Genomic DNA, 12,327 nt, shown 5'->3' with positions numbered 1-12,327 from the left:
ATAGGACGTCCCGGTGTACGCCTATTTTTCAAGCGCAAGCACTGTTACACCCGTTCACTGTAATCTGGCGTGACGGAAACCATGTGCTGGATACTGATTAAAAAAACAGAATTTCGGGCTGCTTCAATGATGATATGGTCCGGTTTTACATCAATCAGTCTGCCTCTGACCGTGTCTCGTACTGTCTGGATAATGAATTTTGAGCCGATGAGCTTTTTGATGGTCTGATAGACATAAGGATCGACTAATGAGACCAGTTGCGGACTACCTTGGTTGGCCATACTTCAATCCCCTTTATATGTTTTATCTCAGCTTATGCCACGGTTAAGGATAATGACACAGGCTTACCGGATAACACCAGGGGATGCGGAGACGATTGGGGAGTGTGATTCACGCGGGTGTAAGGAAATGGTGATGAAACGGAGACAGCGAAGAAAGCGGACGCTGTTCCGAATACAGGCGGGACCTATACAGGCTTTTTTATAGAAGACTGGGCTTGGTCGATTAATCGGTCCAGCTTTTCTATTTTTTTCAGTGCGGTTGCTTCGTCAATTTGTCGGTAATGATGGTGGCCGCCAGGTTCTTCATCAAGTTCGTCCGCTTTTTTGACAATCTGCTGCAGCGTATTTTTATCGAGTTCACCTTCAGGCAGATAGGAATCGGTATGAAGCAATATGGCAAGGGCAATCTCTTTTGCCGCTTTCGGTTCTTCACCAAGACGAATCAAGAGCTTATGCGCCCGTTCCGCCCCTTTAATGGCATGGATGTCATTTCTTCTGTATTTCTCATAATCCCATTTTCCGTCTGTATACCATTCATAATGGCCGATGTCATGCAGCAATGCCGCTTTTGCGGCTAAATCAGGGCTGATATCAGCCTTTACAGACAGCCTGTATGCATGATAGGCGCAGGCAATCGCATGAGCCACGCCGGAACGGTGTAAATATTTTTGTGCAATTGGATGGGTGAAGACATCCATTAATGTAACCTTTCTCATGGAAACCCCTCCTTTAGATATTTTTAGAATCCTAACATAATTTGCAGAGAAACTCAATTCTTATGTCATATCATTTTTGTTTACTTTTCATGTTTGTTATACCCTAAAAGCAGAGTTTCAGTCAGTATATGCAGCCGAACTCCGGAATGCTTAAGCTATCGCCTTTTTATATAAAAAAAAGAGCAGATTCACTCTGCTCTACAAAAACTCTTTAATATCATATATGCGCCCGTTTTCCGCGCCTTTCTCTAATAAAGAAAGCAGCGTGCCGGCAATAAAGGCCGGACTGCGAAGGCTTCCTGTTTCATTCAATTTCCGGAACCGCTCGATATCGTGGAAATCCTTTTTCGATGATGAACGGATGACGGCCTGCATGTCAGTGTCCATGACACCCGGTGAGAAAGAAATCATGTTCACCGGCCGTTCTTCGTCTTCCTGTTCAAATCCGAACGTTCTCGTAAACATATCAAGTCCGGCTTTTGAGCTGCAATACGCGCTCCACCCCTTGTATGGGTTTTTGGCCGCGCCAGAGGTAATATTTACGATTGTTTTTCTTCCGCTGAAAGCAGCAAACTGTTTTGTAAACAGCTGGCTCAAGAGCACGGGCGCTGTCAGATTAAGCTGATAATGGCGCTGCAGCTCTTCAAGAGACGCTTCTCCGGCGCGTTTGATCGGCGTTACCATTCCAGCATTATTGATCAGTGTGATGGCTGAATAATCAGCCGGATTGATGGATGAAAGCAATGTTTTGAATTGCTGCTCAGCCTCTGTGAGATTGATCAGGTCGATCTGGTGCTGTGTCAGTTTCTCATGAGAAACATCTGTTGTTGTTCTGGACAGGGCATGGACTTCATGGCCTTTTTCCAGAGCCTGTAATGCAATGGCTTTCCCCAGTCCTTTTGACGCTCCGGTGATGATATAAAGTTCCATTGGAAACCTCCTCCTTCCGTTCTTATTGTACGGACCGCTTTTATGCAAAACAAGCGCGGGCGCTTATGCCTTTTTATTTTCCTGCACGATAACCTTTGGTATGAGAAAAACAATGCCTGCGATCCCGAGCAGAATCAGCACGATATAGATGATCGGAAGCAGGAGTGAAGATGAACCTTTTTCTTTCATTTCTGTTGATGACGCTTTTGTGATCGGTTTCTCGGCAAATGTAATCCCCAGCTGTTTAGATTGAGCCGCGATGGTGTTGGAGCCCTCGGCATCTGTTGATGTAAACAAATCCTTTATCAGCTCGGCGTCCCGGTCCTTCGGCTTATCAAAGGTAATATCCTTTTGCTCCTCAGGCAGTTCTGTTTTCTCCTCATAGGAAGAATCTTCATGCAAATAATTCGTATCGATTTCAATATCTTTCTTTTCATATTGGTTTGGCGCGACATCCGTATTTTCTTCGGTTTCGGCAGCAGCGGCAGAGGGTATGAAAAGGGAAAAGGAGAGCATACACATCATGATCCCCTTTTCCAAGCTGCGATTACGCTTCATACGTTTCATCGCTTTCCGCTGTTTTTTCTGCTATCAAGCGAATGACAAGCGGCAGAGCCGCTGCAATCAACGTAATGATCAGCAGAACCGATATTCCCATTGTAAACAAATGCCCTGTTCCGTACTGGATGTCGATATATACCTTCGACACCGGATCTTCAAATATGAAGTTCGGCATAATCAAATCAATAAGCGGCGCAACATAGAATAAAATCATTGCCGCTGAAGCAACCCATCCAGGAATTGATCCGAACCGGAATGCCGCCCGGATAAAGGCAGAGCTTGCGACCAGCAATAAAATCGTAAATACAGACCACTTAATCGTCTGATCGTCCGGCAGTGAATAAATATTCAAACCGAACAAGCTGATCATCAAGCCGACAAGGATATTCAGAATTCCGAAAAGCGCTCCTTTGACGAGCAGCGGCGCATTTTGATAATACGAGCTGAAATATCCGATTAACAGACTGCTGATCAAAATAATAACCAGGATGACAACCGGCGGCACCGTCTGAATTTTTTCTTCCGGAACCTGACCGCTAATTTTAAGCGGATTTGCCAAGTAATCATATACATAGCCGTTGTTTTGGCCATCTACTAATGTGTTGCCCAGAATGCCATATACGTCGCTGCGTACAAGCTTCGTGGAGGCAACATTTTTACCCCAGTTGTTGTTTAATGTGTCAGCTTTCGTCTGCACATCATTTACGCTTTGCTGCATGTTGGTTGTGTAATCAATAATGCCTGACTGGCGTTCAGATAATGAGCCCATCACGTCTGACATTTGCAGCACTTCCTGGCCGACCGTATCTTGCACGCTCAGTGCCATTGTGCCTGACAGGCCATCATTATTGAACGTAGCAGATTCCTGCGCTGCGCCGGTTACAAGCTGTTCTGACGCTTTTGACGCACTCTCAGAGATTTTCGTCAGTTCGTCGAGAACACCGGCTTGAGAATCACGGATAAAGCTGCCGTAGTTGTCTGCAAACTCGGTCATGCCATTGATGAAATTGTCGATGTCTTCATCGGTTTGCATCGTGTTGTTTTTGAGATCTTCCCAGCTTGCTGATTCTTCCGGTTTGATGGCTAGGACTGATTTGACGTTGCCCTGCTGGCCGTTAATCGCATCAGTTTTTGCAGTGCTATCTATGGTTCCGGATAATACTGAATCATATACTGATAGAAATTTATAGTATCTCATTGCTGTATCTATATTTTCTTTATTTATATAGATTGCATTTGTAAATGTGAGCTGATCTTTATTTTCAAGTTCTTGAATGGCATTATGCATATCTCTATAAATACCTTCAAGTTCTCGCTTCCGTTTCGCTTCAAGATTTTCAAGTTTACCTTCTAGCTCTTTCACTTTGCCTTTCAGGTCTTCAATTTCATCATTAAGACCATCCATTTGCTCTTCTAGTTCTTCTAATTTCTTTTTCAACTCTTCATTATGGGCAGTTTCTTTTTCTTTGAGCTCTTCTTCGATTTGCTTAATTCGTTCTGACGCTTTGCTGAGCTGTTCTTTCGCTTTTGCGATATCAGAAATGTCGTCGTTTCCTGGTTGATCTTCATTTCCAGGCTGAGTCGTGCCTTCGTCTTCGTTTGCCAGCTGGATAAATTGAAGGGCTGAGTCAGATGAAGCAGTCTGTTTGGCAGATGTGCCCGTTTCGGTTTGTCCGCTGTCTGACTCACCATTGGAGGCATCTCCGTTCTGCTCCTGACCGTCTGTTCCCTGCTGCTGGTCTTGATCCTGATTATTGCCGTCCGTTTGTCCGTCAGTCCCGGTGTCTCCCTTTGTATCATTGGGATTTGTGTTACTTCCGTCATCGGGGTTGTTTGGGTTTTCAGTCGATGGTTTGTCTGTTCCCGGGTCCTCTGGCTTCGCGTCCTCTTTTTCAGGCTCCTTCAGATTGTTTGAAATATCCTGAATGTCAGCAGCGATGATTTTCAATTCTTCACGCTGTTTTTCCAGATCAATTTTCAGTTCTTCAGGCTCTTCTTTTGGGTCTTTATCGTTTGAGTTATCTTGGTTATCCCCATTAGATGAATTATCTGGGGGTGGCTCATCAGTGAGATATTCACGTGTTTCAATTAAAAGTTTATAAACCTGGTTTAATGCTGTCTGTCTTGATGCGACCTGGTATTGATTAATTAAATCGCTTTGTATCTTCGCCATACCAAATTCCTGCTGAGGCACTTGGCCTTCCCTGATTTGCTGGGCGCCTGCCAGAACTGTGCTGGTTTGTCCAAGCTGAGTTTTCACTTGGCTGATCCCAGTTGCCAGTCCGCTCATGCGTTCGCTGAACTGATTGGCCTTTTGCTGTGCGGAAATGGCATCCAATCCTGTCTGGATTTGCTGCTGAGTTGAATCCTGAGCTGCCAATAGCAGCTTTTTTTGATTTTCTTGATATTCTTTGTATCGTTCAACTGTATCAACGAAGTCTTTCAGCGTGTTTTTTGCTTCCTCCGCTGTCGAAGCTTTTTCTTTTGTCGTGCCTTGGGCTTCATTCATTGATTTCTTCAGCTCATCGATTAGGTCTTTCTGGCGTTTGATTTCACCTGCCAAATCGTTAGAGCTTGGTTTGTAGAAATTGTACATGACATTTTGGAATTCAGATTCTTTATTGACGATCTTGTCAAACTCTCCTCTGATATTGTCCACTTTTTGTGAGACAAAGTTCCAATATAAGGCCGACATTTTTTTGTTCATTGTTTTCTGGGCATCTTCAAGCTCACGCTGCACTTTTTCTTTGTTGACCGCATTCAGGTTATCTTGAATGCTGAACTCAAGCGTGGCTTTTTGAGGACGCTCTTTGTCATAGCTCAAAATATTTTTTGAGAAATCTGAGGGAATGTAGACAATCGCATCGTATTTTTTCGATTTCAGGCCTGTTTCGGCTGCACTTCGGTTCACGACCGTCCAAGAATAATCAGGACGTTCCCCCAGAACGGCAGCTACTTCCTTACCGAACTGGGCGGATTGATCATCTTCATCGTCCGCTTTCACCTCATCACTCAATACGCCTGTGTCTTCATTCACCACTGCGATTTGCCGCGTGGAATTGGCTGCTTTTTTCGCCGGATCTTCCCCGATGAACCGGAAAAACAAAACCGGCAGCAGCAAAATAATGATGACGGCGGATATTAACTTGATCAAGTTTTTTCGTTGTTCTGTCATCTAGCACTCTCCCTTTCAGCAGAACATAAAGGAATTTGAACTTTTTGCTCCTTCCCGTTTTCCACAACATATCCGAAGCCCGGCTGAATCTCCGGCTCCTGTCTTTGGTACGGAAGAGGAATGACATTTTGTTCAGATTTTTTCATCAGCAGGATTGCGTGTCTGATTTGCTTCATCTCAGTCGTCAGGGAATCATAGCCTTTGGAGAACTCACTGTGATTGCCTGCCGGAATAAAGCTGAAGCCAAGATGCGCGTAAGATTTCATAAAGTTCGCCAAGCGGTCTTGAATTCTCGTATCGATCGTCTGCTGGAATCTCGTAATTCCGTCAATCATCAGAACCACTTGAGAGAATCGCAGGCTTTGTGCGTCTCCCTGGCGAACAGCTTCTACATACATTGCTTCTCTTGTTTTAAAAATGTCTTCTGCTGTTTCAATCCACTGCTCAATATCATCTTTTGTTTCCATATATGCGACATCTGTTTCTTTTGCATATTTGGATAAACCGCGGTCGATCGAGTCAAACAAACCAATCATTTCCGTTTCATCATCAAGCAGATGCTCAAGCATCACTTTTAAGACGTTTGTTTTTCCTCGCTGTGTCTGCCCTAATATCAGACAATGCTTGTGCTTAGCCAAGTCAAAGTACACCGGGCTGACGGTTTCTTCATGAAGCCCGATCGGCACAGATAAAGGCTTGCGTTCCAGCTTGAAGCGGAGAGAAAACTCTCTCGTCGACAGGCTTTCCGGCAGCATCGGAATCGGAGCCGGCTGCTGAAGTGAAGCATAGCGATCCTGAAGAACCTGCACTTCAGCTTTCAGCTCGTTGAACATGCCGATATCATCCTCTGCTTCAACAGGCAGGAACATTTGGGCGAAATAAAGCTCTTCTTTTTGAATGATCACGCGCCCCGGGATCGGCTCAAGGCTGAACTTCGGCCGTCCGTAAATCGAATATCCCTCAGATTGATCCATCAGATAATGGACAACCTTTGTTTTCAGGTTGTTCAAGAGCGACTGGCGGACAGCATTTACGCGCGTTGCCGTCAGCATAAAGTAAATCCCCAAGCTTTGTCCGTCTCTGGAAAGCTGGACAAATTCCGATTCAAGCTCATGCATCTCATCCTTGACGATATCAAAGTTGTCGATTGTGATGAAAATGAATGGAAGCTCTTCTTCGCTCAGCGCATTGTACATTTTGATATGGCTGATTTCTTTTTCACGGAACAGACGTTTTCGGCGGTCGATTTCCTCTTTGATCCGGATCATGAACTTTTCAATTTTTCTCGACTGATCCATCAGGAAGTAATCCGCCGTGTGCGGCAGCTTCGCTAATGGCAGGAGCGTTCCGTTCCCGAAATCAAAGATATAGACATGAAGCTCTTCAGGCGTGTAGACGTCTGCAAAACTCATCAGGAATGTTGCCGCTGCTATCGATTTTCCATAGCCTGAGGAGCCGAAAATGCCGATATTTCCGTCTTCCATCATTTTATAAGCAATCGGCGCCTGTCTTTGCAGATCAGGTTCATCAACATAGGCAAAGTGGAAATGGTCCTTTTCTTCTGATGGGAAAAGGGTGCGCGGGATACGTTCCGCAAGCGGCGGCAGCCAAGGGCTCGGCAGCTTCTCGATTCCCATTTCCTCTTGAATGCGTTCGATTTCGTCAACCACTGCTTCGATTTCTGACTGAACCTCTTTTTTCGCCATTTCTTCCGTGTCGACCTCAGAAAGCGGTATCAGGCCGGTATCCGTGACAATCGCGATTTCATCCTCTGTTCCGTAAACTTCCTCTAAGTAAGGGGCCCCGCTCCAGGCGGATTGGAACAGCTCGTACACTTCATTGTTTCCGACCTGCAAATAACCGCGTCCGGTAACCGTGATGTTCGCGGCATCGCTGTTTTTCAAAATCTCTTTACTATCGGTGGCATCCTGAACTTTAAGCGCTACTTTAAATCGTGAGTTACTCCAGATTTGGTCGTCGATGATACCGCCCGGCTTCTGTGTCGCCAAAATCAAATGTACGCCAAGGCTTCGGCCGATACGTGCGGCACTGACAAGCTCTCTGATAAAATCGGGCTCTTCGCTTTTCAGCTCTGCAAATTCATCTGAAATTAAGAATAAGTGCGGCATTGCTACTTCTGCTTTCCCCTGCTTGTACAGCTTTGTATAGTCATTGATGTGATTGACTTGATATTGATCAAACAGACGCTGCCTTTTTTTCAGCTCGCTTTTAATCGAAGCGAGCGCACGCATACTGAAGTTTTGGCTGCCTTCAATATTGGTGATCGTGCCGAGCAGGTGGGGAATATTGCGGAACGGCTGCGCCATTCCTCCGCCTTTATAGTCAATTAATAAGAAAGCCGCCTCATGCGGGTGAAAATGCACCGCAAGTGACAAGATGTAGGTCTGGAGAAATTCACTTTTCCCCGAACCTGTTGTCCCCGCTAGCAAACCGTGCGGCCCGTGGGCTTTTTCGTGAAGGTTCAGATGCACAATGTCATCCTTCCCTTTATAGCCGATCGGCACCGACAGCGACTTCGACGATTCACTCGTCAGCCACCTTTGCTGGATTCCGATTTCTTTTACTTCCTTCGCATGGAAAAGCTCCAGGAACGAGACCATTTCCGGAATGGAGTTCGTAATGCCCACCTGGTGATTCAGCGTGCGAAGCGTGCGTGAAAACCGTTCGTTGTCCTCGCGCTGATGATGATCGAGCCGGAACGGAATTCTTACTGCTTTTTTCTTTTGTATTAAAATGTCGCCTTCAGTTTCGTTGATATAGCGGACAAGGGTCGTAATGTTTTCTGATAAACTTTCCTTTGTTTCCGCGGCGACAATTGTAGAGATGCCCAGCTGCTCATGCTGCCCTTCTAAATATTCGAGAATGACGTGCTCTGAAATCAGCTGCTGATTCGTTATGACAAATACAAAATGCGGTTTAAACTGCAGTTTTTCTTTGTCATCTTCGAGATCGCGCTCTCTGATCAATTCATAAAGTGAGGACAGGAGCTGGTCACGCGTTTGTTCATTATAAATAAAGCCTTTCGCATAAATATGGGGCATTTGAAATTGCGGAAGCCACTTCATCCACTCCCATTCTTTATACTCCTCTTCATGAAAAATAAAGACGAAGCGCAAATCGTGATAGCTGTTGAAAAACGAAAGCTGGCCGATCAGCTGGTGAATCTCATTCTTAACAATCTGCGATTTCCCGACAAGGCCCATCGGCCCCTCCGCCAAATCGACCGTAACCGGCGCATTGCGAATGTCCTTATAGACACGCTGCATGTGCTGCGATTTCTCCATGAGGTCATCAATATCACGGTTCGCCAAGTCTCCGCCGCTCATATTGATTTCATAGCTTGCAGGAACTGTTCCGGTCCCGAGCCGAACCTGGAGATAATCCTTGCTTTCGAGCGATTTTTCCCAAATTCGGTCACTGATTTCACTTGTTAAGTATTTCATTTGTTCAAAAGAAGGAAAATGAAAGTCAAGAACCTGCTTTTGCTTTTCAGCAAGCGCCTGAAGCTCTTTTCTCTTATTATCTAGGTAAAGCTTATACACGCGCTCCCGCTTTTCCTCGCGTTTTTTCCGCTGGTTTTTATCCCGGAAATATTGAACGGTCGAGGTAATAAGGGTCATCATAAACATCGCCAGAGAAACGAGTATAAATATGCCTCGCGGCTGGATGATGGCGACAACGCCCATCACGATCAGCATCACAAGCGGAGGCAGGATGACGAGCCACAGCCCTCTATTGGTTTGATCGCTCTCCTGAGAGGGAAAACTGAAGGACACACGGTCATCTGGCAAATCGTACACCATCCGCGGCGTTCTTCTGTACTGCGGATATTTCTTCTGCATTTCTGTGCTTGGTTTGACGGTTTTGGTTAACACTGTTTCAAGCGGTGTATAATGAACGATTTCTAAGAGGTCTTGTTCAGTTACTCTCATTTGCGTAAAGTTCCAGAATATTTCATCCCCCGGCTTGAGCGGTGCAGCACCTATTACCTTCTCTCCGTTCAAGAACACATTCCCGCTTTTTGGGAGAATCGACCATTTCTCGCCGATATGCAGTAATGAAAATGTGCTTTGCTCCGCAAAAGCAAAATCATTCGGGTTCAGATAGATATCTGCACCTGTCTTTTCTGAGGAACATGTCATTTCGTCTCTGTTTCCTGTAAAATAAACGGATTTTTCAGGTTTGCCGGCAATTAAAAACAGACGTATATTCTGCTGATCCGTTTGAAGAGAAAATGATGTATCAGTTTCAAGACTGCCCAGGCAATCATTTCCCAGGAAAACATCGTACTGGCCGCCGGATTCCTTCCTCTGAAGAGAAATTACCCCGTTCTCAAACGGAATGGTGCCGATCGTAATGGAATCCTTCACATCAGGCCCTATGGTCACCGGCTGGGACGCCGGGAGATCAGACAGTTTTAGTTTTTGGACGTTTTGCTGATAGAAAACCCATAATAGACTCAAATGGCGAACCCCCTAACGGCCGAGATACGGCGTGCGATGACCTGAACTTCATGTTTCACTTTATTTGTCATCTTTTTTCTCATCTTTCTTTTCTTTCTCTTTTTTCTCTTGTTCTTCTTTTTTCGCTTTTTCCTCGGCTGCGGCCTTTTCTTCTGCCGCTTTCTCTTCAGCTTGCTGCTTTTCTTTATCTGATTGTTCTTCAGCGGCTTGGCTGGCTGTATCAGTTTCTGCCGTGTCTGTTATCGCTTCTTCTTTTTGTTCTTTCATTTGTTTGGTAATTTGGTCGATCTCGCTTTGTACCGTATCCAATTCTTTTTGCTTTTCATCATCTTTCATACTGTCATCTGCTAATATCTCAGCCTTATATCGGATCAGCCCCAGCCCTATATACGGGTTATACTCCAGCTTTCTTCCGATACTAATGGCTTCTTTATTCTCGCCTCTCCCTATATTAATCCAATAAAGAAAGTGCTGTGGATCTGATTGCAGCGTGACCAGATTATTTTCAATTTGTTTCTTTTGAGTGTCGCCTAATTTTTCAACCTCAACATAAGACATTGCAAGCTGATACTGCACTGATTCAGGCAGGCTTTCCGCATCATATTTAGCCAGCGTGTTGATGACCCCGCTGTACTGCTTGTTCAAGAAAGCGCGGTTGCTTTCCACAATCGCCTGATGCTTCGGCTGCGCGAAAAATAAGGCATACATTGAATAAATCAGAGCCGGCACAAGCAACACAATGAGTCCCACGCCGATATATCTTTGGATGTTCCATTTCTTTTTCGGGATATGTATGTATGTTTTTGCTTTGGCTTCGAGCTCATCGATATGTGTCTGAATCAGCTCGAGCAGTTCATCATAGGACTTCGCGTCCAATATCGCTTTTGCCTCCGGAGAGAATGTCAGCGTTTCATTGAATTTCAAATAGTCCTCAAATGCAAAAGCGCCGTCGACTGCCAAAGCCGCTGCGGCTTTCAGCTCCTGCCAGACTCTTTCCTCATCATGCTCGTAAGGCGGAATGCTTTCTTTTACGCCGTAATGAAGAAAATACGGGGTCAGTCCTTTATCGAATACAATATTTTCCGGAGCCACAATCAAATGCAGCCTTGATAACTTGTGCTGCTGTACAGCCTGAACAAGCTGATAGGCAAACTGCCATTTGCTTTTTTTATCTTTAGCTTTTATCAAGCGAAATTCTTTATAGGAGGGAGGAGGTTGGATTGTGATGATCACTTCGTCTTCCGTCACATCGATCTCTTTATGAAAAGATGGATTTACATCCTTGATCACGTTCGCTTCGAGACCGTCCAGAAGCTTTATTTTTTCCCGTTGAAAGGTAAATGTATAGCCGTCTTCCGTTTTCTGAGAAGCAGCTTCTAATTGGTTTTCTAAATATGATGTTTGTTCACCTGACATTCAACCAGATCCTTTCATAATATTTCAAGCCGGTCTCCGCTTGTAATGCCGCAATCAGATAGCTTGCATTCTCCGGAAAACACCGTATCCTTATTGACCACTCTGATCCAGTGCCCTTCGCGCGGAGGTTTGGAAACGCTTTGGGCCTGCCAAGCGATGTCAATGACTTTTTTCACCGGGTGGTAATCTGACAATCTGAGATCGAAGACACTTCCGTTATAATGTTTCAAATCTATCGTAATATCAATATACATGTTCATTCACCCTTACATAGAAAGAGCGCCGTCTTCTGGTGAATCAGGCGCTCCTTCCCTTTCATACTGTTATCCGCGGATTTGATTTGCGATGTCTTGGTCAGTAGACTCAAGAGTATTTGCTGTTTGATCAAGCTGCTGGTTTACATCTTGAAGCAAATCTGACATTTTGATAAATGAAGGTTTGAGCTGCTCGTATTGATCTGCGAACGCTTCGCTAGAAGCACCTTCCCACATGCTTTTTAAATCAGAGATCATACGGTTTAAACGATCAACCTGATTTAATACTTCTTGGCTTTCAACGCCATATTGCTTCGCCATCGCTCTTAGCTCTTCGGGTGTGACACGAATTAATCCTGCCATATTCCTCATTACCTCCTGTGCCATCAGCCTAAATATGGGCTAATTCACTTATTTTTAGAACGTAATTATTATAAAAACAGTTTTTCGGTACAGTCAAACAAATATGTTTTAATTTTACAAAATGAGTCCAATGGTTTACCTCTCGTC

Annotated in this window: 9 protein-coding genes; all 9 read right to left on the bottom strand. The window is 44.8% G+C overall.

Annotation, left to right across the window (positions count from 1 at the left end; genetic code table 11):
* Positions 1-44 precede the first annotated feature (44 nt).
* Positions 45-281 (bottom strand): YuzF family protein, encoded by a 237-nt coding sequence (locus tag UJ203_RS14440; RefSeq protein WP_010331703.1) that lies wholly within the window; start codon positions 279-281, stop codon positions 45-47.
* A 185-nt stretch (positions 282-466) separates the two neighbouring features.
* Positions 467-997, bottom strand: a complete 531-nt coding sequence (locus UJ203_RS14435) for an HD domain-containing protein (protein WP_105991645.1) — start codon at positions 995-997, stop codon at positions 467-469.
* Positions 998-1,195: 198 nt separating this feature from the next.
* Positions 1,196-1,927 carry a (S)-benzoin forming benzil reductase gene (locus tag UJ203_RS14430; protein ID WP_322011784.1) on the bottom strand — a complete coding sequence of 244 codons (732 nt, stop codon included), beginning with the start codon at positions 1,925-1,927 and terminating at the stop codon, positions 1,196-1,198.
* Between the two features lie 63 nt (positions 1,928-1,990).
* Positions 1,991-2,443, bottom strand: a complete 453-nt coding sequence (essA, locus tag UJ203_RS14425) for a type VII secretion protein EssA (protein ID WP_082687825.1) — start codon at positions 2,441-2,443, stop codon at positions 1,991-1,993.
* 31 nt (positions 2,444-2,474) lie between these two features.
* A complete protein-coding gene (gene esaA / locus UJ203_RS14420; RefSeq protein WP_322011782.1) occupies positions 2,475-5,663 on the bottom strand; it encodes a type VII secretion protein EsaA in 3,189 nt (1,062 codons plus the stop codon).
* On the bottom strand, positions 5,660-10,147 hold the full coding sequence (gene essC / locus UJ203_RS14415) for a type VII secretion protein EssC (protein ID WP_322011779.1): 4,488 nt from the start codon (positions 10,145-10,147) through the stop codon (positions 5,660-5,662). Before essC ends, esaA begins: the two co-directional genes overlap by 4 nt.
* A gap of 60 nt (positions 10,148-10,207) precedes the next feature.
* Positions 10,208-11,563, bottom strand: coding sequence for a type VII secretion protein EssB (essB, locus tag UJ203_RS14410; protein ID WP_322011777.1), 1,356 nt, complete (start codon positions 11,561-11,563; stop codon positions 10,208-10,210).
* 14 nt (positions 11,564-11,577) lie between these two features.
* Complete coding sequence (yukD, locus tag UJ203_RS14405) at positions 11,578-11,817, bottom strand: ESX secretion system protein YukD (protein ID WP_322011774.1); 240 nt, start codon at positions 11,815-11,817, stop codon at positions 11,578-11,580.
* 69 nt (positions 11,818-11,886) lie between these two features.
* Positions 11,887-12,180, bottom strand: coding sequence for a WXG100 family type VII secretion target (locus UJ203_RS14400; RefSeq protein WP_003220661.1), 294 nt, complete (start codon positions 12,178-12,180; stop codon positions 11,887-11,889).
* Positions 12,181-12,327 lie beyond the last annotated feature (147 nt).

It is taken from the genome of Bacillus sp. V26 (assembly GCF_034296245.1).
In the GTDB taxonomy this organism is placed as follows: domain Bacteria; phylum Bacillota; class Bacilli; order Bacillales; family Bacillaceae; genus Bacillus; species Bacillus halotolerans.
The sequence above is the reverse complement of the archived record's forward strand: the minus strand, read 5'-3'. Positions and strand labels throughout refer to the sequence as shown.

What these genes read in the sequence shown, in the direction of transcription:
- yukD (WP_322011774.1), bottom strand. Translation starts at nt 11,817, where the DNA reads ATGTATATTGATATTACGATAGATTTGAAACATTATAACGGAAGTGTC.
- UJ203_RS14430 (WP_322011784.1), bottom strand. Translation starts at nt 1,927, where the DNA reads ATGGAACTTTATATCATCACCGGAGCGTCAAAAGGACTGGGGAAAGCC.
- UJ203_RS14440 (WP_010331703.1), bottom strand. Translation starts at nt 281, where the DNA reads ATGGCCAACCAAGGTAGTCCGCAACTGGTCTCATTAGTCGATCCTTAT.
- UJ203_RS14435 (WP_105991645.1), bottom strand. Translation starts at nt 997, where the DNA reads ATGAGAAAGGTTACATTAATGGATGTCTTCACCCATCCAATTGCACAA.
- essB (WP_322011777.1), bottom strand. Translation starts at nt 11,563, where the DNA reads ATGTCAGGTGAACAAACATCATATTTAGAAAACCAATTAGAAGCTGCT.
- UJ203_RS14400 (WP_003220661.1), bottom strand. Translation starts at nt 12,180, where the DNA reads ATGGCAGGATTAATTCGTGTCACACCCGAAGAGCTAAGAGCGATGGCG.
- essA (WP_082687825.1), bottom strand. Translation starts at nt 2,443, where the DNA reads ATGCTCTCCTTTTCCCTTTTCATACCCTCTGCCGCTGCTGCCGAAACC.
- esaA (WP_322011782.1), bottom strand. Translation starts at nt 5,663, where the DNA reads ATGACAGAACAACGAAAAAACTTGATCAAGTTAATATCCGCCGTCATC.